General features: G+C 65.2%; 20 protein-coding genes and 1 tRNA gene. 10 read left to right on the forward strand and 11 right to left on the reverse strand.

Features of this window, described 5'->3' with window-relative positions; translation table 11 throughout:
• Positions 1-71 precede the first annotated feature (71 nt).
• Together J2R76_RS25400 and J2R76_RS25405 are read left to right on the forward strand one after the other, a co-directional pair.
• A complete protein-coding gene (locus tag J2R76_RS25400; protein WP_057020144.1) occupies positions 72-956 on the forward strand; it encodes a LysR family transcriptional regulator in 885 nt (294 codons plus the stop codon).
• 62 nt (positions 957-1,018) lie between these two features.
• Positions 1,019-1,282 carry a hypothetical protein gene (locus J2R76_RS25405; RefSeq protein ID WP_063790168.1) on the forward strand — a complete coding sequence of 88 codons (264 nt, stop codon included), beginning with the start codon at positions 1,019-1,021 and terminating at the stop codon, positions 1,280-1,282.
• A gap of 2 nt (positions 1,283-1,284) precedes the next feature.
• Here the strand turns inward: J2R76_RS25405 and J2R76_RS25410 are convergent, their stop codons facing one another.
• Positions 1,285-2,082, reverse strand: a complete 798-nt coding sequence (locus J2R76_RS25410) for an enoyl-CoA hydratase-related protein (RefSeq protein ID WP_057020146.1) — start codon at positions 2,080-2,082, stop codon at positions 1,285-1,287.
• Positions 2,083-2,261: 179 nt separating this feature from the next.
• Here J2R76_RS25410 and J2R76_RS25415 point away from each other — a divergent pair, with 179 nt between their 5' ends.
• Complete coding sequence (locus tag J2R76_RS25415; protein ID WP_076832768.1) at positions 2,262-3,236, forward strand: ketopantoate reductase family protein; 975 nt, start codon at positions 2,262-2,264, stop codon at positions 3,234-3,236.
• A gap of 40 nt (positions 3,237-3,276) precedes the next feature.
• On the forward strand, positions 3,277-4,056 hold the full coding sequence (locus tag J2R76_RS25420) for an SDR family oxidoreductase (protein ID WP_253625169.1): 780 nt from the start codon (positions 3,277-3,279) through the stop codon (positions 4,054-4,056).
• 98 nt (positions 4,057-4,154) lie between these two features.
• On the opposite strand, the gene J2R76_RS25425 is transcribed toward J2R76_RS25420, so the two are convergent.
• The gene (locus J2R76_RS25425; RefSeq protein WP_076832774.1) at positions 4,155-4,889 is read right to left on the reverse strand and encodes an aspartate/glutamate racemase family protein; all 735 of its coding nucleotides are present in this window, start codon (positions 4,887-4,889) and stop codon (positions 4,155-4,157) included.
• Between the two features lie 158 nt (positions 4,890-5,047).
• Positions 5,048-5,728 (reverse strand): alpha/beta family hydrolase, encoded by a 681-nt coding sequence (locus J2R76_RS25430; protein WP_076832777.1) that lies wholly within the window; start codon positions 5,726-5,728, stop codon positions 5,048-5,050.
• Positions 5,729-5,977: 249 nt separating this feature from the next.
• On the opposite strand from J2R76_RS25430, the gene J2R76_RS25435 reads away from it, so the two are divergent.
• Entirely contained in the window at positions 5,978-7,813 is a 1,836-nt protein-coding gene (locus J2R76_RS25435; RefSeq protein WP_076832780.1) for a cytochrome c, read from the forward strand.
• 275 nt (positions 7,814-8,088) lie between these two features.
• On the opposite strand, the gene J2R76_RS25440 is transcribed toward J2R76_RS25435, so the two are convergent.
• Entirely contained in the window at positions 8,089-9,627 is a 1,539-nt protein-coding gene (locus tag J2R76_RS25440) for an aspartate ammonia-lyase (RefSeq protein ID WP_076832783.1), read from the reverse strand.
• Between the two features lie 317 nt (positions 9,628-9,944).
• On the opposite strand from J2R76_RS25440, the gene J2R76_RS25445 reads away from it, so the two are divergent.
• The gene (locus tag J2R76_RS25445; RefSeq protein WP_028336241.1) at positions 9,945-10,658 is read left to right on the forward strand and encodes a hypothetical protein; all 714 of its coding nucleotides are present in this window, start codon (positions 9,945-9,947) and stop codon (positions 10,656-10,658) included.
• Positions 10,659-11,027: 369 nt separating this feature from the next.
• Here J2R76_RS25445 and J2R76_RS25450 read toward each other — a convergent pair whose 3' ends face one another.
• On the reverse strand, positions 11,028-11,864 hold the full coding sequence (locus J2R76_RS25450) for a lipopolysaccharide assembly protein LapB (RefSeq protein WP_076832785.1): 837 nt from the start codon (positions 11,862-11,864) through the stop codon (positions 11,028-11,030).
• Positions 11,865-12,092: 228 nt separating this feature from the next.
• On the opposite strand from J2R76_RS25450, the gene J2R76_RS25455 reads away from it, so the two are divergent.
• Positions 12,093-13,346 carry a glycosyltransferase family 87 protein gene (locus J2R76_RS25455; protein WP_076832788.1) on the forward strand — a complete coding sequence of 418 codons (1,254 nt, stop codon included), beginning with the start codon at positions 12,093-12,095 and terminating at the stop codon, positions 13,344-13,346.
• Between the two features lie 36 nt (positions 13,347-13,382).
• Here J2R76_RS25455 and J2R76_RS25460 read toward each other — a convergent pair whose 3' ends face one another.
• The 6 genes from J2R76_RS25460 to J2R76_RS25485 form a co-directional block, all read right to left on the reverse strand.
• Positions 13,383-14,984 (reverse strand): hypothetical protein, encoded by a 1,602-nt coding sequence (locus tag J2R76_RS25460; RefSeq protein WP_076832791.1) that lies wholly within the window; start codon positions 14,982-14,984, stop codon positions 13,383-13,385.
• Positions 14,984-15,730, reverse strand: a complete 747-nt coding sequence (locus tag J2R76_RS25465; RefSeq protein WP_057020153.1) for an SDR family oxidoreductase — start codon at positions 15,728-15,730, stop codon at positions 14,984-14,986. The genes J2R76_RS25460 and J2R76_RS25465 overlap by 1 nt, the downstream gene beginning before the upstream one ends.
• Positions 15,730-17,085: an FAD-binding oxidoreductase gene (locus tag J2R76_RS25470; protein ID WP_057020154.1), complete on the reverse strand. Its 1,356-nt coding sequence runs from the start codon at positions 17,083-17,085 to the stop codon at positions 15,730-15,732. Before J2R76_RS25470 ends, J2R76_RS25465 begins: the two co-directional genes overlap by 1 nt.
• Positions 17,086-17,117: 32 nt before the next feature.
• The gene (locus J2R76_RS25475) at positions 17,118-18,578 is read right to left on the reverse strand and encodes a UbiA family prenyltransferase (RefSeq protein WP_307720405.1); all 1,461 of its coding nucleotides are present in this window, start codon (positions 18,576-18,578) and stop codon (positions 17,118-17,120) included.
• Positions 18,579-18,705: 127 nt separating this feature from the next.
• A tRNA-Arg gene (locus J2R76_RS25480) sits at positions 18,706-18,782 on the reverse strand.
• Positions 18,783-18,901: 119 nt separating this feature from the next.
• Positions 18,902-20,404, reverse strand: a complete 1,503-nt coding sequence (locus J2R76_RS25485; RefSeq protein WP_083715167.1) for an NAD(P)/FAD-dependent oxidoreductase — start codon at positions 20,402-20,404, stop codon at positions 18,902-18,904.
• Between the two features lie 84 nt (positions 20,405-20,488).
• Between J2R76_RS25485 and J2R76_RS25490 the strand changes: the two genes are divergently transcribed.
• The 3 genes from J2R76_RS25490 (at position 20,489) to J2R76_RS25500 (ending at position 23,295) form a co-directional block, all read left to right on the forward strand.
• Entirely contained in the window at positions 20,489-21,139 is a 651-nt protein-coding gene (locus J2R76_RS25490) for a TetR/AcrR family transcriptional regulator (RefSeq protein WP_076832797.1), read from the forward strand.
• A gap of 200 nt (positions 21,140-21,339) precedes the next feature.
• Positions 21,340-22,437 carry a hypothetical protein gene (locus tag J2R76_RS25495; RefSeq protein WP_057020156.1) on the forward strand — a complete coding sequence of 366 codons (1,098 nt, stop codon included), beginning with the start codon at positions 21,340-21,342 and terminating at the stop codon, positions 22,435-22,437.
• A 192-nt stretch (positions 22,438-22,629) separates the two neighbouring features.
• The gene (locus J2R76_RS25500) at positions 22,630-23,295 is read left to right on the forward strand and encodes a hypothetical protein (protein WP_076832800.1); all 666 of its coding nucleotides are present in this window, start codon (positions 22,630-22,632) and stop codon (positions 23,293-23,295) included.
• The last annotated feature ends 13 nt before the right edge of the window (positions 23,296-23,308 follow it).

Below are 23,308 nucleotides of genomic sequence, written 5' to 3' on the forward strand. Positions count from 1 at the left end.
ATGCAGATTGCAGTACAATCCACCAAATTATGTAATCAGCTTTCGCGAATCGAGAAAGACGAGCAAGGCAGATGGATACGCTGGTCAATCTCGAAGCCTTCCTTGCCACCGCCGATGCCGGCGGCTTTTCCGCCGCGGCGCGCAAGCTCAACGTCGCGACATCCGTCGTCGCCAAACGCGTCACCCAACTCGAGGAGCGGATCGGCACCGCGCTGTTCCACCGCTCGACCCGCCAGTTGCGGCTGACCGAGTCCGGGCAGCAATATGTGCACCGCGCCCGTGGCGTGGTTGCCGATGTCGGCGATCTCTTGTCGCGGATGGGCGAGAAGCAGCGCGACCTCTCCGATCATCTGCGCGTCAAGGCGCCGACTTCGCTGACGGTGGCGCGGCTCGCCGATGCCTTCACGATCTTCCAGAAACAGAACGGAAGCGTGAAGCTCGAGATCGTGATGATCGATCGTCCGGTCGATCCGGTAACCGAAGGTTTCGACCTCGCGATCGGCGCCTTCCCGCATTCCTTCGGCGGCGTGGTCGACGAGCCCTTGTGCCGGCTGCCGCGCCTCGTGTGCGCCTCACCGGCCTATCTGAAGAAGCACGGCATACCGAAGCATCCGCGCGACCTGGTCGATCATCGCTGCCTCAGCTTCCTGCCGACCGGACCGGAATGGCCGTTCGAGGGACCGCGCGGCCGCATCAATATCCAGGTCCGCCCGATTCTCTCTTCGAACGAAGGCCGCGTGCTGACGCAAAGCGCGATCGCCGGCAACGGCATTGCGCTGCTCTCGCATTATCTGGTCGCGGACGCGCTGCGCGACGGCGCGTTGCAGCCGGTACTCACCGACTTTCCTATTCCGGAATTGTGGGTCAAGGCCGCCGTTCCCGAGCGCCGCATCGATGCCGCCGCGGTGCAGGCGCTGCTGAAGACATTGAAGAAATCGCTGTCGCAGCCGCTGTGATGCGACGCCGGCGTTGCCGTTGGCATGCCGACCTGAGACAAGGACGCGAAAGGATCGCCCGCTTGAAACTCCTGATCTCAATGTCGTTTGGTCTCATCATCGTCGCTGGGCCCGCGGCCGCGATCGAGACCTGCCGCTTCATTGAGGCCAAGGCGGAGCGCGAGGCCTGCTACCATCGGCAAGAGCAGGAACTTGCGGCGAAGCGCAAGCCCGAGCCGCCGGTGACGCGGTCGAGCGAATCGAAGACGTTAGATCAGCTGCAGCAGATGCGCCGCGACGACGAAGAGGTCTATCGCAGCATGCGCGGCATCTGCCGCGGCTGCTGAGCTTACGCGCCGCCGCCCCACCGGCCCGCGCGCTTCTCGGCGAAGGATGCGAGCCCCTCGGCAGCTTCCGCGGTCTGCCGCTTGGCTGAATGCAGCTGGACGAGGCGCTTGTAGGCCGCATCGTCCACCGCCATGCCGCCGAACGAGCTTTCCATCGCGAGCTTCTTGGTCTCGGCCATCGCATCCGGGGCATTGCCGAGCAGCTGCTCGACGACCTTGGCGCCGGCGCTGTCGAGATCGGCCAGTGGCACCACCTCATGGACGAGGCCGATGCGGCGGGCATCCTCGGCGCCGAACCGTTCGCCGGTCAGCGCATAGCGGCGCACCTGGCGGACGCCGATCGCGTCGCAGAGCTGCGGGATGATGATCGCCGCGGTCAGGCCCCAGCGCACCTCGGTGATCGAGAACAGCGCATTGTCGGCCGCGATCACGATATCGCAGGCCGAGATCACGCCGGTGCCGCCGCCGAAGCAGCCGCCCTGCACCAGCGCGACGGTCGGGACCGGCAGCGTGTTGAGACGCTGCACCGCCTCGAAGGTGGCGCGCGACGCCGCCTCGTTCTCCTCGAACGATTTCGGCCGCACGCCGTTGATCCATTTCAGGTCGGCGCCGGCCTGGAAATGCTTGCCGTTGCCCTTCAGCACGACGACGCGCACCGGCCTGGTCGAGAGATCGTCGATCGCGGCCAGCACGCCTGCAATCAGCGCGCCGTCATAGGCATTGTTGACCTCGGGACGATTCAGCGTGACGGTCGCGACACCCCGCGCATCGAGGCTCCACAGGACTGGGCTGGCCGACATGACGTTGCTCCCTCGTTCGGCATTGCTGTTATCTTGTACTGGCCTTGCACTATGGCGAGAGCGGATGCCTTGATCCATCACTTTCGAGCGCGCGCGACCGCGCCACGCGCATGACGGGTTGCGCGATGCCCCGCGCTTGTGGAAACTGACCGGGCACGTTGCGGAGAATTGTTCCACTCATGCGTATTTGCATTTTCGGCGCGGGCGCCGTCGGCAGCCACTTCGCGATCCGGCTCGCACGTGCCGGCCATGATGTGGCCTGCGTGATGCGCGGGCCACATCTCGACGCGGTCAGGACCAACGGACTGACGCTGAAGGTCGGCGACACCAGCATCACCGCGAAGGTGAAGGCCTCAGCCGATCCTGCCGATTTGGGACCGCAAGACATCGTCATCAGCACACTGAAGGCGACCGGCATCGGCGCGCTCGCAGCCGGGCTCCCGCCGCTGCTTCAGCGCGACACATCAATCGTGTTCGCGCAGAACGGCATTCCCTGGTGGTACGATCTCGGCCTCCCGCCACAGCATCCCGCGATCCCCGATCTCGGCTTCCTCGATCCCGGCGGGCATTTGCGCAGCGCCGTCCCGAAGCAGCGGATCATTGGCGGCGTGATCTTTTCCTCCAACGAGGTGGTCGCGCCGGGTGTCGTCGCGAACCTGTCGCCGGACCGCAACCGCCTCTTGATCGGTGAATGCGACGATCGCCAGAGCGAGCGCATCGCCCGCCTGCGCGCGGCGCTCAACGACGCCGCGATCGAATCGCCCGAGGTCAAGCAGATCCGCGAGACGATCTGGTCGAAGCTGTTGACCAACATGTCGATGTCGGTGCTCTGCCTGTTGACCGGGCTGACTGCGCGCGGCGTCCGCGACGATCCTGACATGCAGGACGTGATCCCGCGCCTGCTCGACGAGGCCAATGCGGTGGCGACACACTATATTCCCGAGGTCAAGCGTGTCACCCGCTCAGGGCCGGCGCCGGACCACAAGCCGTCGATCCTGCAGGACTACGAACTCGGGCGCGCCATGGAGATCGATGTGCTGGTGCGCGCACCGGCGGCATTCGCCCGCGCGGCCGCCATTTCGACCCCGATGCTCGACCTGATGGCCGCGCTCGCGATCCAGAAGGCGCGTGACAAGGGCCTGTATCAGGGCTGACAATCCGACCCACCACGATAACAAGCAGGGACATCGAACCATGCAAGTCAAGGACAAGGTCTGCGTCGTCACCGGCGGCGCGAGCGGGATCGGCGAGTCGGTGGCGCGGGCCTATGCGGACGCCGGTGCACGCGGCGTCGTGGTCGCCGATCTCAAGACCTCGCGCGACAGGCTCGCGAGCGTCGCCGGCGATATCGACGGCCTCGCCGTCACCGCCGATGTCGGGCTCGAGGAGGACGTCAAGGCGCTGATCGCCGCGGCCGAGGACAAATATGGTCCGGTCGACGTGTTCTTCTCCAATGCCGGGCTCTCGCGCAAGGGACAAGAGACCGCGTCCGATGCCGACTGGGACGTGAGTTGGCGCGTGCATGTGATGAGCCACGTGTACGCGGCGCGCGCGCTGGTGCCCGGCATGCTCGCGCGCGGCTCCGGCTATCTCATCAACACCGCATCCGCCGCGGGGCTATTGGCCTCGCTGAACTCGATGCCTTACGGCGTGACCAAGAATGCCGCGGTCGCGCTCGCCGAGCATCTCGCCATCCAGTATGGCGATCGCGGCATCCGCGTCTCCGTGCTCTGTCCGCAATCGGTGCAGACGGGCATGACGACGCCGGGTCCGAGTGCCGCGCGCGTCGACGGCGTGCTGCAGCCGGGCGAGGTTGCGCGCATGGTGATCGAGGCGATGGCGGAAGAACGTTTCCTGATTCTGTCGCATCCGCAGGTGCACGAATACATGCAGCGCAAGGCCACCAATCGCGAGCGCTGGCTGTCCGGCATGCGCCGCCTGCGCGACCGGATCTATCGCGGGGTGGCGTCATAAAAACTTCATCCGTCATTGCGAGGAGCGACAGCGACGAAGCAATCCATTCTCGGCATGCGGCGCCATGGATTGCTTCGCTTCGCTCGCAATGACGAAGCTTAGTCTTCTGGAGCCGGCGCGAATCCTTCGAGCAAACCCGTGTATCTCTTCGCCCCAGGTGAGGCATAGGCACCGCGGCGCGACGTCGTCAGCTTGAGGCCGGCAAGCGCTTCCGCCTGCTTCACCGCGGCGGCCACGCCGTCGACCACGGGCACGCCGAATTTCACCGACAGCTCATGGGCAAGATCAGCCATGCCGGCGCAGCCGAGCACGATGGCGTCCGCGCCCTTGTCCAGCGCGCGGGCGATCTCGGCCTCCAGCTTCGGCCTCGCGCCCGAGCCCGGCTTCTCGAGATCGAGCACCGCGACATCGCAGGCAGTAACCACCGCGCGGTCGGCAAAGCCGTAGCGGCGGACCAGTTCCTCCAGCGGGACGATCGAGCGCGGCAGCGTGGTGACGATGCCGATGCGCTTGGCGATCTGCCCGGCGGTGACCAGCGCCGCCTCGCAGATGCCGACCACCGGATAGCGGGCCGCCGACCGCGCGGCATCGAGCCCGGTATCGTCGAAGCAGGCGATGATGCCGGCGTCGGCATCGGGCGTCTTCAGCAACGCCTCAATCAGCCCGGGAACGGCGAAGGCCTCGTCATAGAAGCCTTCGATCGAGGCCGGTCCCATCGCAGACGTGACGGCGACGATCTCGGTGCCCGGTGAGGCCACCGCCCGCGCGGCGGTCGCGATGGTTGCGGTCATCGACGCGGTGGTGTTGGGATTGACGATCAGGATCTTTGTCATGGGTGGAGAATAACATCCCTTTCGCGGCCAAGCGTAGCCCGGATGAGCCAACGGGTCGCGCGAACGCGCGCCCGATGACAGGCTCCGCGATATCCGGGACCGATCTCGCCCGCGGCATGCAGACCCCGGATGTCGCTTGGCTCATCCGGGCTACACACCTATGCATGCTCCGCCACCCAGCCCGCGAAGGCATCGAGCACCTCGGCCATCACCTCGTGGTCGTTGCGGCCGGAGCGCTTGAGGACATGGAAGGAGTGGTCGGCCTCCTGCACCAGATGCAGCGTCGCGCGATGACCCAGCCCCTTCACCACGGGCTCGAGCAGGTCGAGCTCGGCCAGCGCGTCGCGGGTGCCCTGCAGGAACAGCATCGGGACCTTGACCTCGGCGAGATGCCTGGCCCGCTCGCTCGATGGCTTGCCGGCGGGATGCAGCGGAAAGCCGAGAAACAGCAGCCCGCGCACGCCGGCGAGCGGCGCCTTGGCCTGTGCCTGCGAGGTCATGCGTCCGCCGAACGACTTGCCGCCGGCGAACAGCGGCAGTTCGCCGCAATGACGCGCAGCTTCCGCCACGGCGGCACGCACCGTTGCCTGCGCGACGGCGGGCGGATCGGGCCGCTTGCTGCCCTTCTCCATGTAGGGAAACTGATAGCGCAATGTCGCGATGCCGCGCTCCGCCAGGCCCTCCGCAATCGCGACCATCGAGGGATGCGTCATGCCGGCGCCGGCGCCATGGGCAAACACATAGGCGCTACGGGCCTGCGCCGGCCGCAGCAGCAGCGCGGACACCGTGCTGTCGTCCGAGACCGTGATCGTGAGCGGCTGCACGCCTGACGTGTTCAAGATGACATCTCGAAGAATTGTTGCGCCGTTGTTTCTAGCCGCAGGCCTCGATGCGCGCAAATGCCGCCGCGGAGGGAACGCCGCAAGTGAACTGGCTCACAGCCAATCAACATTTCCGTTGTTAGACCAAGCGCCGCGACTGTAGGATGGCGCACACCGCATCACACGCTTAACGCGAACTCGTTTTTCGGCGAATTTTAACATCTCATCCATATCACGCGCGGATACCGCGAATTGGGGGAACGGGGCATGCCTCGCAAGACGATATTCGTCATCGGACTGTTGATTGTCGCCGGCGTGCTCTATTTCAAGGACGATATCGAGACGGTGGCGAGCGGCTTCCGCGTCAAGGTCGTCGACTACCAGCCGCCGGCAAAGACGGTGTGGCTGGATCAGAATGTCAGCGCGGAGCGGCTGCGCTGGTTCTATCACGCCGACCAGGGCACACGGACCTTCGGCATTCCCCATGAATGGTTCATGGCGCTGGAGCAGCCGACGGTCTGGCCGCTGTTCACCGCGGCGCCGCGACTCAGCGAGACCAATTATCTCGGCCGCTTCGGCTTTATTCCCGACACGGTGATTCCGGGCAAACCCGATGCGCTGCCGATCGGCTTTTCGCAGGGCGGCCCGATGGCCGATGCCAACGGCGCGCCGTGGCGCAATCCGCACAGCAAGGCGGATATGACCGGCGTCGGCCTGACCTGCGCCGCCTGCCACACCGGCAGCTTCAGCTATCGCGGCACCGAGATCGTGATCGACGGTGGGCCGGCCAACACCAATCTGTTCGAATTCCAGAAGAGCGTCGGCGTCTCACTGCTGCTGACGCGGTTCTGGCCGGGGCGCTTCTCGCGCTTTGCCGACGAGATCCTCGGCAAGGATGCCAGCCTCGACGAACGCATGGCGCTGCGCGGCCAGCTCGACCTCGTGCTGAAGCAATACGCCAACATCAATTCGCTGGAGAACAAGGTCGCCGCCAACAGCGTCGAGGAAGGCTATGCGCGGCTCGACGCGCTGAACCGGATCGGCAACCAAGTGTTCTCGATCGACCTGAACAACCCGAACAACTACGCCTCGCATTCGGCGCCGGTGCATTTCCCGCGAATCTGGAACGCACCGTGGTTCAGCTGGGTGCAATATGACGGCTCGATCATGCAGCCGATGGTACGCAACGCCGGCGAGGCGCTCGGCGTCAGCGCCGAGCTCAACCTGCTCGACGAGTCCAAGGGGCTTTACAAATCGAGCGCGCGGATCGACGTGCTGCACGAGATGGAGCGGATGATCGCCGGCGAGCCGCCCAGCGAGGACAAGGGTTTTGGCGGACTTGCTTCGCCGAAATGGCCGGAGAACATCCTGCCGCCAATCAACATGGACCTCGCGAAGAAGGGCGGCGAGCTCTACAAGACGCATTGCCAGGGCTGTCACGGCCCGGCGATCGACAGCAAGGCGCTGCCCGCGAGCGAAGCCTTTGCGCTGTTCAAGGACAAGAGGCGCTGGACCAGGAACGAGGCCGGCCAGCCGCTGCTCGATGTCGAGATGATTCCGATCAGCCATATCGGTACCGACAGCGCGCAAGCCGAGGGCCTCGCGCACCGCACCGTCGAGACGCCGGCCAATCTGAACATCAAGGACAGCAGTTTCGGTCCTGCGCTCGGCGATCTCGTCGAGAAGACCGTCGACTATTGGTACGACCAGAACAAGACCCCGCCGGAAGATCGCAAGCGCATCAACGGCTACCGGCCGAACGAGATCCAGGCGCCGCTCGCCTACAAGGTCCGGCCGCTCAACGGCATCTGGGCGACCCCGCCGTATCTGCACAACGGCTCGGTCCCGACCATCTACGCACTGCTGTCGCCGGTGAAGGACCGTCCCGCGACCTTCTATCTCGGCGGCCGGGAGTATGATCCCAAGGATCTCGGCTACGTCTGGAAGGACAAGATCAGGAACGCCTTCATGCTCGACACCACCAAGCGCGGCAACGGCAATTCCGGACACGAATTCTCCAACGAGAAGCGCACCGGCGTGATCGGGCCGGAGCTGAAGGAAGACGAGCGCCGCGCCCTGATCGAGTTCATCAAGACGCTGTAGGCCTCCGAAGGGACTGCGCCCCCTCTCCCGCTTGCGGGGGAATCGCATATAGAAAAATCTGTCGGGCAGCGTCCTCGCGGCCATCCTTCGAGACGCCGCTGCGCGGCTCCTCAGGATGACGGGTCTTGTTTTGCGGCACTCATGGTGAGGAGCGCCGCTTGCGGCGCGTCTCGAACCACGAGGCCGGAGTTACCTCCGTAGCCGCTGAAGGTCATATGCGATTGCCCTACCCGCAAGCGGGAGAGGGAGCCGACTGCCGATGCAGCGGCTGTCCTTCAACTCCTCGGCACCGGCTGCCGGCGCGCCGGGCGGGTCATGGCCTCGAGCTCGAGGAGCTGGTTGAGCTGCGCTTCGGTCAGCAGTTTTTCCTCCAGCACGATGTCGGCGACCGAGCGGTTCTCCTTGAGCGCACGGCGCGCCACGCGCGATGAGGCCTCGTAGCCGAGCGACGGCGCCAGCGCCGTGATCAGACCGATCGAGCCCTGCACCAGGCTGCGGCAACGCTCGCGATCGGCCTCGATGCCGTCGACACAGCGCTTGGTCAGCGTATCGACCGCCGCCGTCAGCATGCGCAGCGAACTCAAGACGCAATAGCCGATGGTCGGCTCGAACGCGTTGAGTTGCAACTGGCCGCCTTCGGCGCACATCGTGACCGTGAGGTCGTGCCCGATCACCAGGAAAGCCACCTGGTTGACCACTTCGGGAATGACAGGATTGACCTTGCCGGGCATGATCGACGAGCCGGCCTGCACGGCGGGCAGGCGGATTTCGCCGATGCCGGTGCGCGGCCCCGACGACAGCAGCCGCAGGTCGTTGCAGATCTTGGACAGCTTGACCGCAACGCGCTTGAGCACGCCGGAGAACAGGACGAAGGCGCCGAGATCGGACGTCGCCTCGATCAGGTTGGAGGCAAGCACCATCGGCTGGCCGGACAGCCGCGACAATTCCTCGACCGCGAGCGCCGCATAGCGCGGATCGGCATTGATGCCGGTGCCGATCGCGGTGGCGCCGAGATTGACCTCGCGGAACAGCGCGGAAATCTCGTTCAGGCGCGCGACATCCTCCTTCACGGTCACGTGGAAGGCATCGAATTCCTGGCCGAGCGTCATCGGCACCGCATCCTGAAGCTGGGTGCGCCCCATCTTCAACACGTCGGCGAACTCCACCGCCTTGCCTTTGAGCGAGTAGGCGAGATCGTCCAGCGCGCGCACCAGCGGCTGGGTGGCGAAAATCACCGCGAGCCGCAGCGCGGTCGGATAGGCGTCGTTGGTCGACTGCGCCATGTTGACGTCGTCGTTCGGATGCAGCGCGTGATAGTCACCCGGCTTGCGCCCCATCAGCCGCAGCGCGACGTTGGCGATCACCTCATTGGCGTTCATGTTGGTCGACGTGCCGGCGCCGCCCTGGATCGCGTCGACGACGAAGGATTCGGCATAGACCTTGTCGGTCGCAATCTGGGTGCAGGCCGCTTCGATCGCATCCGCCTTCCCCGGTGCGAGATAGCCGAGCCGCTTGTTGGCGCGCGCGGCAGCCTGCTTCACCAGCGCCAGCGCGCGGACGAATTCCGGGAAGTGCCCGACCGGCACGCCGGTGATCGGAAAGTTCATCACCGCGCGCTTGGTGTGAATGCCCCACAGCGCATTGGCCGGGACGTCGTCCTCGCCGAGCAGATCGTGCTCGGTGCGGGACTGCGCCTGCTCGATCGGCACGGTGCGGACGGTCGCGACCGCGAGCTGGCTGGGGCCGCTGCCGCTCTCGCCGGAGGGGGACGCGGCAGCTGCAGCGTTGGCGGTCTCAACCTTCGATTCGGCCATGGTGCCTCCGTTACCTCACGCGGATCGTGTCGTCAGCGACGCCATGATGCGCCCGGCGGGCGTCGAAAGCCAATGCCTATCGGCAGAGTCTTGCACACCGGTGAGCGGCAAGACGCGGAAAACCGGCATTGGCGCGCGCCGAACCGTGAGATTAAGGACTTTGCCTTATCCGTCATGATAACAACAACTTATAGCTCGATATCGCGGCTCGCTTCGCGACCGATGCGGCTGCTTTCTCCGCCCCGTCGTCGCGTGCTAGACGAGCATCGACTGGCGCAAGGGCGCCGCCGACACTGAACGAACCAAGGACCAAAGCCGTGTCCAACAATAACGAAGCGATCACCATCAAATTCCGCTGCCCCGCGGAGCTCGAGGGCAAGATTCCGCCGCCGATGCCTGCGTCGTTGGGGCTTCCCGGATGGCTCAAGGCGATGCCGACGCAGGCCTTCAATACGATGAGCAATCGCGAAGAGGATACCGTCAAGCGCTGCCCGCCATTCGTCGATGCGATGACATCGGGTTTCCTTTTGCCGCTGATCTGCGATCTCAAGGTCGAGAATGGCGCGATCACCTGGGACAACGACCTTCCCGCCGGCGGCGCGCTCGAATTCCCGCGCTCGCCGGTCGGCTTCCACGACGAAAGCCAGGTAGTCGGCTCGCCGCTGTTCGAGCCCGACCGCTTCGTCATCAAGTTCGTCAATCTGTGGACCATCGAGGCGCCGCCCGGCTACTCGCTGTTCTTCACGCATCCGGTCAACCGGTTCGACCTGCCGTTCACCACGCTGACCGGCATGGTCGATTGCGATCTGTTTCACGACAGCTGGGTTCATTTCCCGGCACGCTGGCACGACACCAGTTTCAACGGCGTATTGCCCAAGGGCACGCCGGTTGCGCAGTGCTTCCCGGTGAAGCGCGAAAACTGGGTCGCGCAGACCGCCGCGATGACGCCGGATGAAACATCGCGCGCCCAGGAACTGACCAACAGGATGGCCCGCGAGTCCGGACTCTATCGGCGGCAGTTTCGGACGTAGAGCGGGCGCGCGAAGCTCCGCTGCGGCCTCCTCCGTCATTGCGAACTACCCGATGGGAGGCTCGGCATCCACCGCCGTCGTCCTGGCGAAAGCCAGGACCCTTAGCCACCGTCTTCGGTGATGAGCGGGATCGCGGCCCGGTAGCGCTCAACAATTGAGATTTGGGTAATGGGTCCTGGCTTTCGCCAGGACGACACCGACTATGGGGCGCGATCCTGAGCCAGTTCGGTGTCTTCACCCGGATGCGGGCGATCCAGCATTCCAGAGGCGCTTGTGCTTGAGCGCAGAGGCCGCGGCTTATCCCCGCCGCTCTAGATTCTAGTTTTGACGCGTTAGCGCGAGCCGGTGTCCGCTTCGCTCGAAAACGCCCTAGCTCAGAAATTCCGCAAAGGCGCTGCGACGGAAGAAGAAGCGGCCGTGCGATGACATGATCAGCGCGGCGGTCGTGCGGCCGATCATTTGCGGCCGGCCGCGCAACGCGAGACGCAGATTGGCCTCGCCGGCCGCGCGGTCGCCCATTTCCAGAAGACTGGCGGAGAAGCTGAGACGCGTCAGCGGGTCGTCGGGGCGCTGCGCCACCACCTGGCGGTAGAGATCCGCCGCGGCAGCATATTCGCCATCGAGCAGCAGCACACGCGCGAGCGCGGCCAGAACATCGGGATGTCCCGGCGCCGCATTGCGCAGCTTCTCCAGAATCTCGCGCGCCCGGCCACGCTCATTGCGCTGGGGCAGCAGCTGCGCCAGCAGCAGCTGAAACTCGAGGCTCTCCGGCGCGAGAACGAGCGCGCTCTCGATGACGGCAACCGCCTCGTCGATGCGACCGGCCGAGTGCAATTGCCCTGCCAGCGCCTGGAATGCGGGCAGGTACGGCGGCCGCCGCGCGGTGGTTCGCCGCAGCACATCGATCGCCTCGCTGCCGCGACCAGCGCCGCCGAGCGCTGCGCCAAGCAGGGTCTCGAGGCCGGGATCCTCGACGCGGCGTACGGCTCGCTCGAGCGGTGCGATCGCTTCCTCGTTGCGGTTCTGGATCATCAGCGCCCGTGCCAGGATCGAGGCCGCGCCGACATCGGTCCGGTTTGCCTTCAAGACCTCCGCCGCCAGCCGCTCGGCTTCGACGACCTGTCCCATCTGCAATGCGACCACGGCGCGTTGCAGTACCGGGGATGGGCTGGGCCCGCGATTGGAAAAAGGCGGCGGTTTCGGCATGCGGTCCGTCGTGAGATGGTTCTTGTCAGCCGTTATCACTGCCGCCGACGGAGCGTCCAGCGAAAGTCGCATCCGGACACCGAGATACCGTCCGGTTCCAGCCTCCACCGACCGATTTCATGCATCCCTGCGGCTGTCAGGCCACAGGGGATCCACCCTCTCCCTGCAATTTTTCGACTGCTTAACCTATTCAATCTAGCTTGGGTTGCCATAACAGGGCCCGGCCTGATGCTCGCAACAACGCTCGAAACAATTCAGTCGACGGACTCGAAGCGCGCCAACTACACACGCGGAATCCTCGTGATGCTGGTCGCCGCCCTCCTGTTCAAGGTTGTGTGGTTCTCCCAGCTGGGGCTGGGGCACGGCCGCGAACTGGTCGACTTCGCCGCCTTCTACATCACCGCAAAGCTGGTGTGGCTCGGCGACCTCGACCAGGCCTATCAATTCGCGAAGCTCGCCATCATCGAGAAGCAGGCGTCGGGCGGGCACGACGGCTTCATGCCATGGACCTATCCGCCGCAATTCAACCTGCTGCTGGCTCCGTTCGCGCTGGTCCCGTTCGGGATGGCCTATCTGTTGTTCATGGCCTCGACGCTGGCTCTTTATCTCGCGGTGCTGCGGCGTCTTGCCGGAAACCGGTTCGTGCTTGTGCTGATCGTTTTCTTTCCGACGATCGGGGTCACGCTGGCATGCGGTCAGAACAGCTTCCTTACCGCCGCACTGATCGGGCTGGTGTGCCTGTACTTCGAAGAGCGGCCGATGCTCGCGGGCGTGGCCCTTGGTCTCATGATCATCAAACCGCATTTCGCCGTTGCTTTCGCACTCTACGCCATCCTGCGGCGCTCGTGGATCGTCGTGATGACGGCGGGCGCCGTCGTGCTGATCAGCTCGGCGATCTGCACGGTGCTGTTCGGCATGCAGATCTGGACCGTGATGCTGCAGAGCGTGCACGATTCATCGGTATTCCTGCGGGAAGCCTATTATCCGCTGTACCGAATGGTCTCGACCTATGCCGCGCTGCGAACCACGGGGTTCTCCGCGTCGGCAGCGTTTATCGGCCAGGGCATCGTCGCCGTCCTTGCGCTCGGCATCGTGCTGGTCGCGGTCTACCGCAAGATGCCGGTGCGCGAGAGTCTCGGCCTGACCGCGATCGTATCGGTCTGCATCAGCCCCTATGCGTATGATTATGACTTCCTGATCTTCAGTGTCGGAATGGCGCTGCTGTTGCCGGCGCTTCAGGCCAAGGCCCGCGAGTGGGAACGTGCGATCATCTATGCCGCGCCGATACCGATCGGAGCCTTCGGCTACATGCACACGGTCCATAACAACACGCCGCGCACGGACGTCCATTGGGTCGACGTGCTTTCGATCGGAGGCTTCGGGATCGCCGCGCTGATCACGCTGATCGTCGCAATCCTGCTGCTGCGCGAGTCAAGCAGGGGCTCTCCCGTTCCGGCGCAGGGGCCTCTTGCGAGGATTTGAGCACCCGGCGCGACACGCCCCGCGATCACGCAACACTCACGGCGCCACCATTTCGAGACGATCGCGCGCCGGCAGGGTCGACGCGAAGGCCTTCAGCGCGCCGGCGACGAGTTCTGGCTCCGCGGCCGGCGTGACGTAGAAGCTTACGTCACCCCGCGCGCCGGTCACCGGAATCGTGTGCAGGATCGCGACCTTCCTCCAGCTCGCCGGCACGCCCTGCGCAAACCAGCTGTCGTAGATCATGGCGACGCCGACATGATACTCGTCGGCGAGCGCGGCCATCTCGGCCGGGCCGTAGCGGCCGGCCCGCTTCGCCTTGCGCACGCGCTCCGAACCGAGCCCCCACAGATCCAGGACGAAGTTCGCATTTCCCCAGGCGACGAGTCCAAGATCGTTCACGGCAACCGGCCGCCGGTATAGCTGCTGGGCGAAGCGGCCCAACTGATAATGCTGCTCGTAGACGCCGCGCGAGGCAAACGGCGTCTCCAGGGCGGCGCTGACATAGCCCACGCTGGCAAAACCGGCCAGCCCGACGCTGGCGAGCGTCGCGGCGGTCCATTGCGGGACGCTCAAGACCGCTCGCGCGCGTGCAACCGCGTAGAGCAGCGCCAGCACCGCAAGCGCAACGATGTAAACCTCATACCGGTGGAACCAGCCATATTGGCCAAAGCCGAGATGCGCAGCGATCGCGGCGAGCACCGTCGCACAGACGATCAGGGCGCCGCGGTCGGAGCGGAGCAGCGCCATCACGGCGGCGAGCGCAAGACCGAGCAGCATCAGCCTGAAGCCGGCGGGATCAGCGAAGCTGTCGCCGAGATTGCGGAGGATGGAGGCGATGACGCCGGTCCCTTCATAGCCGGATTCGGCGATGCGCGATTTGAGCAATACCGAACTCGGCAAAAGCGGGAGACCGAGCGAGGCCATTCGCGCGAAATACGCGGCGAACGCGCAGAGCGTGACGGCAGCGGCCGCGGCGGCAAAACGGCGCTGGCCGAGCAGGGCAAACCCCATCATCGCCGCGATGGCGAACGCGATTCCCTCGAAGCGAATCAGCGGCAGCAGCACCAGCGCCGCGAAATGCATGGCGGTCGGCGACCGTCCGCGCGCGGCTTCGGTCAGGCCGCCGAAAGTCGCGACCGTGGCCCAAACGTGAAGACTGTGCTCCATGCCGGTCATCGGCAGGGCGATCGCGCTTGACGAAAAAATGGCGAGCAACGCGACGAAAAGCAGCAGCGGCTTCTCCCGGCCGGGGTCGAGCAGTTCAGCCGATTCAAGGATGCGCAGGAAAGCCACGACGGTCGCTGCCGCTGCCGCGGCATTGATCAGGAGCGGACCGAATGCGCCAAGACGCAGCGTCTCCGTCACGGCCAGCAGATAGGGCCAGATGATCGACGAGCTTGGCGACGAGACCTCGGACGCATTGACGCCGTAGCCGCCGGACCGGATGTGATCGGCGACGGCGAGGTGGATGTAGGGATCGTCGAGGGTGAAGATCAGCCTGCCGTCGCAGAGCATGACGCTGAAGATCAGCGTCGCCGCGAACAGCGCGAGCCACAGCGATGCCGTCACGAGCGGGACGCTCGGCCGGATCGCGCTGGATCGCGGGAACGACGCGTGGTTGGCGGCGACGCCGGGCATCAGATACGCATCCGTTTGAAGATCGTCTCCGGCAGCGCGCAGATGATCGCCATCACCAGCCGGAAGCGGCGCGCCACATAGATCACGTCACGCGGCCTCGTCACATCGGCCCGGAAGATATCCTCCGCGACCCGATCCGGCTGCACCGTCAGGGGAGCCGGCAGCTTCATATGCGCCGTCATCCTGGTCCGCACGAATCCCGGCTTGACGGTGACGACACGGACCTTACCCGCAAGCGCCAGACGATTGCGCAAGCCGGACAGGAATTGCGAGAAGCCGGCCTTGGCCGCGCCGTAATAATAGTTCGAGGCCCGCCCGCGATCGCCGGCGACCGAGCTCACGCCGACGATGGTTCCCGAGCCGCGCGTCGCGAAGGCTTGCGCGAACAGTTCGAGCAGCAGGCTGGGCGCCTCGAAATTGGTGCGCATGATCTTCGTCGCAAGCTCGGGATCGGTCTCGGCACGCTGCTGATCGCCGAGCTCCCCGACAACGCATACGACGGTGTCGGGAAGTGGGGAAAGACCGGCGACGAAGCCGGCAAGCTGCCCGGTCTGCAGCACGTCGAGCGCGACAACCGAGATTTCGGTACCGCTTCGCGTCTTGATGTCGTCCGCATTGCGCTGTGCCGCGGCGATATCGCGGGCGGCGAGCATCACGCGCCATCCGTCCCTCGCATAGCGCAGCGCGGTCGCGTGCCCGATGTCCGAACTGCCGCCAATCACCAGAATTGATTTTGTGCCGGTCATCAAATTCCAAGCCGTGCTGAAAGATGGGACACGAGGCGACTGTTCGCCCCGATCTGCTGGCGGATGTCGCGCAAGGCCGCAAGGCCGGGATATCCGGATTCGAATGTCGCGCGGGACTGCCGCGCATCCTTGGCGAGATAGAGCCGGCCGCCGGCATCGACCACCAGCGCGTCGAGCTGGTCAAGAAACCCGAACAGCGCGTCGGTGACCGGAAAGTCCATCGTCAGCGTGTAGCCGCGGAGCGGAAACGACATCGGCCCGCTGCCTTCGCCGAGCTGCTTGAGCACCGCGAGAAACGACGCATCGCCGCGCCGCGACACACGATCGAGAATTTCGGCGAGAACGCGGCGCGCGCGGCTAGCCGGGATCACGCATTGATATTGCACGAAGCCGCGCCAGCCGTAGATCCTGTTCCAGTCGGCGATCGCATCGAGCGGAAAGAAATACGGGTCCCAATGGACCAGCCGTGGCTTGCCCGGATGCGCGGCGCCGCGGCGGAAGTACAGCTCGTTGAACACCCGCATCGATGCGCGATTGAGCAGCCATCCCGGAAACAGCTCCGGGACCGCGAGCCGCGACGCGCGAAGCCTGGGAAACGTCTCGAGGCCGGGCCCAAGCATATCCTTGTCGCGCCGCGTGGCGTGCTCGGCCAGATAGACCAGCGACCGGCCGAGCGCCGCGCCGCGCGCAAGGCAGTCGATCCAGGCCACCGAATAGGTGGTCGATGCGCTGCTTTCCAGCTGATCGATCGCCGCGTCGAGATTGCCGGCGACGCGGGTGTCCTGACGTAGCCAGGCGGTCTCGATCGGCAGCAGCCGCAGCGTCGCGTCGAGGATCATGCCCGTCAGGCCCATGCCTCCCAACGTCGCCGCGAACAGCGCGGCGTTTTCCGATCGCGAGCAGGTGACGATCTCGCCGCCAGGCAGCGCAATGCGGAACGAATCGACGACGGTGCCGAAGCCGCCATCGCGATGATGGTTCTTGCCGTGAACGTCGGCCGCGATCGCGCCCCCGACCGTCACGAATTTCGTGCCGGGCACGACTTTGAGGAAGAAGCCGCGCGGCTCGAAAACGGCAAGGATGTCGGCGATGGTTACGCCGGCTTCGACCGTCAATCGCGCGGTTGCGGCATCGAAGCTCCGCATCCGGTTCAGGCCGCGCGACGAAATCGTGGATTGCGTTCCGATCGCGGCATCGCCATAGGCCCGCCCGGCCCCGCGCGCGACGACGCCGGACCGCGCAAGCAGGTGGTCCCGCGCGCCTGCGGGCGTCTGCGGCGCCAGCAGTTCGGACGACGCCCTGGGATAGTTGCCCCAGCCGGACAGGCCAATGCCGCCCGGACTGGAGGTCGACATCACAGCTCCTGGTAACGCAGCCGCCGGCATCGCTAGATGGCGGCGAGCATGATGGCGCCGATCGCGCCGAGCGCGACCCAGCTGACGCGATCCCTCAGCGCAAAGATGACCGGATCGTCGTCGATCAATCCGCGCTGCGCGAACAACATCACGCGGCCGATCCAGTACATCAAGATCGGACAACCGACCCAGAGCAGTTGCGGATGGCTGTAAAGCGCGCGCACCGTATCGGACGAGATGTAGAGCGTGAAGATCACGACGGCGTTGAAGCCTGACGCGGCGGCGAGGATCGCGATCATCGATTTGTCTTCGACCTGGTAGCCGCGCGCCGCCAGCACGGCGCCGTCCGGCTGGCCGGCGAGCTCGATATAGCGCTTCACCAGCGCCAGCGACATGAAGATGAACAGCGAGAACGCGAGCAGCCATTCCGACATCGGCACGCTGATCGCGACGGCGCCGCCGATCACGCGGACGGTGTAAAGCGTGGCGAGCACGACGACGTCGACGGTCGCGATGCGCTTGAGCCAGAACGAATAGGAGGTGGTCAGCGCGAAATAGCCGAGCAGGACGCCGCCGAACTCGATCGATATCGACATTGCGATCGCGAATGCGGCGACCAGCGCCAGGGCCATCGCGCCGACGGCCCGCGATGCCGGGATGGCGCCGCTTGCGATCGGGCGGTTGCGCTTGGTCGGATGCGCGCGGTCGGCCTCGACGTCGAGAAGGTCGTTCAGGATGTAGGCGCCCGACGCGCAGAGCGAGAATGCGATCACCGCAAGCAGCGACGTCGCCGCCGATCCCAATGCGAATTTGTGTGCGGTCAGCAGCGGCACCAGCACGAGGGCGTTCTTGGCGTATTGATGCACCCTGAACAGCTTCAGCCAGCTGCGCATACTGACGCGCATACTGACCCGCGCGGGCGCGGACGGCTCGGATCGAGCGGAGCGCGCGAGGCGCGATGCGGAATCGGGCAACGCGACCGCCGCGCTGCCGATATAGTCAAAGCCCTGCCGAAGCACGGGCGGCAGCTCTTCGCGCTGCGCCGGCGGCAATCGACGTTCCGGCGCGGCAGCCCAGGCGGTGAAGACGCCAAGATGCTCGGCGACCGCGCTGACGAACGGCTCGGGATGGGTTTCCGAGCAAAGGTAGACCGGGCGGCCTTCGCCCAGCACCTGCAGCAGGAACCTCACCGCGTCGGGGTCAAATTGCGCCCGGGATGGATCGAACCCCGATCGAGCTACACCATGAGTCGATCGCGCTTGCGCTCCAAGGGAAGCGGTGATCGCCGCGGCGAAAGCGCGAAGGCGGCGGATCAGATCGGATGCGATATCGGCCGGGACGGAGCTTCCCCGCACCATGACCTCGTCGACATCGACGACGAGCGGCCGGCCCTTCGAACGCAGCGGATCGCGAAGGGCATCGCCGCCCCCCTGCTCAACCCGTTCTGGAACGCTAGCTCGCATACGTGCGGTCTTCCGGTGCCCCCTCCCCATTGTCCCGGGCTTTCCCTAATTTGGGGTGAACTTGATCTCGGGTGAACTTGGGGGGAGCGAACGCCGGGCAGATGGCGCCGAAATGCGTGGTGAAAAGCCTCACCGACAGCGCGCGGCGAGCGAAAAATGGCGATCCCGGGAAGACTCGAACTTCCGACCTACGGTTTAGGAAACCGTCGCTCTATCCGGCTGAGCTACGGGACCGCACGGCCCGCAGCGAAAGCATGCGGGCGTCGCCATCCCATAGCAGAGCTGCCGGGTGATCGCCAGCCCGCGCCACATCGGGCGCGCGCGAAGTTGCATGGCGTTTGGCGCGTCGCGCGTTACGCCACCTGGCGTGCCGGATTCGAGGCGGCATCCGCGCTGGCCTGACGCGCCGGGAGAAACTCGATGGCTTCATCCTTCAGCGAGCCGAAGCGCAGCGTCATGATATCGAGAGCATAATTCTGGTAGAGCCGCCACGGCCGGCGCGAGCCCTGCTTGGGGAACCTGGCGGCGGCGCGCTGGATATAGCCCGATGAGAAATCCACCCAGGGCAGTTCGGCGACATCAGGGTCGTTCCGCCGCGGCGTGACCTGCGCGTAGCCGTTCGCCTTCATGTGGTTGAGCATGCGGCAAACATATTCGCAGGTCAGGTCGCATTTCAGCGTCCAGGACGCATTGGTGTAGCCGAAGGCGGCGGCGAGGTTCGGCACGCCCGAGTACATCAGCCCCTTGTAGTTCATGGTCTTCGACAGATCGACGCGCGCGCCGTCGACATTGATCTCGAGTCCGCCGAGCACCTGCAGATCGAGGCCGGTCGCGGTCACCACGATGTCGGCGTCGAGCACATTGCCGCTCTTGAGCTTGATGCCCCCACGCGTGAAGGTCTCGATCTGATCGGTGACGACGGACGATCTGCCGTTGCGCAGCGATTCGAAGAGATCGCCGTTCGGCACCAGACAAAGCCGCTGGTCCCACGGATTGTAGCGCGGCGTGAAATGGGTGGCGACGTCGTAGTCCGGACCGAGTGCATGCCGCACGCCGCCGAGGATCAGCTTCTTGACGCGCTCCGGATCGCGCTTGCAGAGCCGGTAGAAATACATACCGAACAGCACGTTCTTCCAGCGCGTGAGGCCGTAGGCGAGTTTCGCGGGCAGCCGCGCGCGCAGCCAGTTGGCGACTTTGTCCTCGTCGGGCCGCGCCACGACATAGGTCGGCGAGCGCTGCAGCATCGTGACATGGGCGGCGGTCTTGGCCATTTCCGGCACCAGCGTCACCGCGGTCGCGCCGCTGCCGATCACCACCACCTTCTTGGCGGCATAGTCGATGTCGTCGATCCATTTCTGCGGATGGACGACACGGCCGGCGAAATCGGCGATGCCGGGGAAGTCGGGCGTGTAGCCGTGTTCATATTTGTAGTAGCCGCTGCACATGAACAGGAAGCTGCAGGTGAAGCGCTCGATCGTCTTCTCCGGCCCGCGCTCGACCTCGACCGTCCATTGCGAGTCCGCCGACGACCAGTCGGCGCGCACGACGCGATGGTTGAAGCGGATGTTCTTGTCGATGCCGTAGGCGCGCGCGGTCTCGCGCACATAGTTCAGGATCGACGGGCCATCCGCGATCGCCTTCGGCTCGGTCCACGGCCGGAACGAATAGCCAAGCGTGTACATGTCGGAGTCGGAGCGGATGCCGGGATAGCGGAACAGGTCCCAGGTGCCGCCAATGCAGTCGCGGCCTTCAAGAATGGCGTAGCTGCGGTCAGGGCAGTTGGCCTGCAAATGATAGCCGGCGCCGATGCCCGACAGTCCCGCGCCCACGATCAACACGTCGAAATGAACGGACACGCCTTGACCCTCCCGTGGCAGTATTGACAATACATATTGTCAGATAACTTGACGTCTGACAATGCCTCGTGTCAATACACTTTCATGGCAAGCAGCCGGAAAGCCCGCCTCTATGGCGGTATGGACGCCGAGGAACGCCGCGCCGAGCGGCGGCTCAAGCTGATCGACGCGGCGATCGAGGTCTATGGCGAGGTCGGCTATCGCGGCGCCACCGTGAAGGCGATCTGCGAGGCGGCCGAGCTGACCGAGCGCTATTTCTACGAGTCCTTTACGAACAGCGAGGCTCTGCTGATCGCCGCTTACGGCCATGTCGTCGGCCACCTGCACGAGGAAATGACCGCGGCCGCTGCAGCCGCAGGCGACGATGCCGAGATGAGGCTGCACGCGGCGCTGACGCTCTATTTCACGCGGCTGAAGCAGCACCCGAAGCCCGCCCGGGTCTTTCTGCTGGAAATTTCAGGCATCAGTCCGGCGGTCGATGCCGTCAAGCTCGACGCCTTGCGCGTCTTCAGCGACATCCTGGTGCCGCCGGCGCTCGACCCGAAGCGCAGCGGCAAGGGCGCGGCCGCCTCGCTGCTCTCGGTCGGCATGGTGGGCGCCGTCATCTCGATCGCGCTGCGCTGGGTGTCGAAGCAATATCCGCAGGCCGTGGAAGAGGTCGTCGCGATCGCCGCCAGCTTCTGCCGCGTGGCGCTGACCGAGGCCGGCCACCGTGAGGATGGTCACTTATCGTAGCGGCCGGATCGCACCGGCCAGCGGGACCCGCCGATTTTCGATCATGTTTCGCCAGCGCTTGCGGACCCGGCCCCTAGCCTGTCGCTGATTTAACTTGCATATCGGGCCCCTGGGTTTTCTTATGCCCGGTACCGGGCGCAACGAGGTGCAGCCTGTTTCGCCTGACAAAACAACGCTGTTTGCATCGGCGGAGCTGAATTTTGGTCGATCTGCACAGGCTTGACGATGTGACCGCGCGCCTCGGCGATGTGGTTCTCGATCCCTCGACCTGGCCGTCCTTCATGGACGAGGTCTGCGCCGCCGTCGGCGCGACCGGCGCTGCGATGCTTCAGAGCGATATCCGCACTGAAGACATTCCGCGCACGGACTCGATCACCGAGTATTTCACCAAGACCTACTTCCCGCACAATCTTCACCTCACCGACATCCGCGCGGCCCGCGGCGTGCCGCTGATGCATGCCGGCGTCGATGTCATCACCGATGCGGATCTGTTCGAATCCGAAACCGAGATGCTGCGCGATCCGCTCTACGCCACGCTCGGCGAGTTCGGACTGAAATGGTTCGCGGCGATCGGCTTCCACTCCGGCCCGGCGTTATGGGCACTGACGATCCAGCGTTCGCCCAGGGAAGGCTTGTTCGACGCCGACGAGATCAAGGCGCTGCAAAGGGTGTCGGCGCCGCTCACGGAAGCCGCGACGCTCTCCGCCGTCGTCGGCCGCTCCGCACTCTCGGGCATCACCGGCGCGCTCGATCTGATCCAGGTCGCTGCGATTGCCGTCGGCCGCTTCGGCACCATCATCGGCATGAACAGCCAGGCGGAACGCTGCCTCGGCTACGACCTTGCGATCCGCAACAATCGCCTCACCCTGCTCGACCGACAGGCCAATGCCGATCTGACCAGGCTGATCGATCAGTTGGCCCACAGTTCGGACCTGCACCCATTGCCGTCGTCGCCGATCGTGGTGCGCAGGATCGACAAGCGGCCGATCGTGATCCAGATCCAACCGGTGCCTCCGGCGGCGCGCTCGCCGTTCCTCGGGGCGCGCGCGATCCTGTTGATCCGCGATCTCGAAGGCAGCGCCGCGTTCGATCAGGCGCTGCTGGCGGCGACGTTCGAGCTGACGCCGGCGCAGGCACGCCTCGCCGCGCGGCTTGCGCGCGGCGATTCGGTCGAAGCGGCCGCTCAGGCGGCCGGCGTTGCCCTTGCCACCGCGCGCAATCAGCTCAAGACGATCTTCCAGAAGACCGGCACCCACCGGCAGGCGGAACTGGTTGCGTTGCTGCACAGGGTGAAGTGAACGATTAAAGGCGAATTGTTCTGATCTCCGGCCCGTTCCGACGAGATTCTTCAATTATTCCAATCGCGAAGGCTGTGTTCCATCAGCCGCGGCAACATTCCACAGGTCAGGAAAATCGTCGGGTTCCCGGGTGACAAGTGTCACTAAAATGGCGACAATCTGCTCACTCTGTGTCGTTCGGGTTTGGTCTCAATGTCCGTGATGCCGTCACGATCATCGACGTTGGCTGTTGCCGCTTTCGCCGTCGCTTGCGTGCTGGCGCCGATGAGCGCGCACGCGCAATGGTGGCGCGGCGGCCCGAAAGACTTCGAGGACTGCGCCGACCTCGCCGAGAAGGCGAAGACCAGGGAAGACAAAACCGCGCAACTCGCCGATTGCAACGCCAAGTTCGCCGGCCGTCGCAAGCCTGGCGGTGGCTACACCTATTACGACTTCATGCAGGACCGCAGCTTCGACATCGCGGGTCCCAATCCGACGCCGGACGAGCAGAAGAAGATCGACCAGGAATATACCGGCTATCTCGAGCAACAGCGCCGCTCGCGTATCGTCGCGGCGTTCAATGCGAAGCAGCTCGAGCGGCAGGAGACACAGCCGGTGCGGCCGCCGCAGATCCAGCAGGCGTCATTGCACAATGAACCGGCGCGCAGTGAGATTGCGAAAGTCCCCGTCCCCGCCGCAAGGCCGGTCAAGCCGCGGGTCGCGGCCGTCCCTATTCCCGAACCGCGGCCGCGGGCAAGCAACTGCATGAAGGGTACGTTCTCCTGCGAATGGCCGCGGCTTTCCGAGGGATTGGACGGCCTGAAGAAGCTGTTCACGCCGACACCGCCGCCACCGACCAAGGTTGCGAAGCGAAACTGACGGTTCGCTTGGT

This window comes from Bradyrhizobium sp. USDA 4532, assembly GCF_024171315.1.
Taxonomy (GTDB): domain Bacteria; phylum Pseudomonadota; class Alphaproteobacteria; order Rhizobiales; family Xanthobacteraceae; genus Bradyrhizobium; species Bradyrhizobium australafricanum.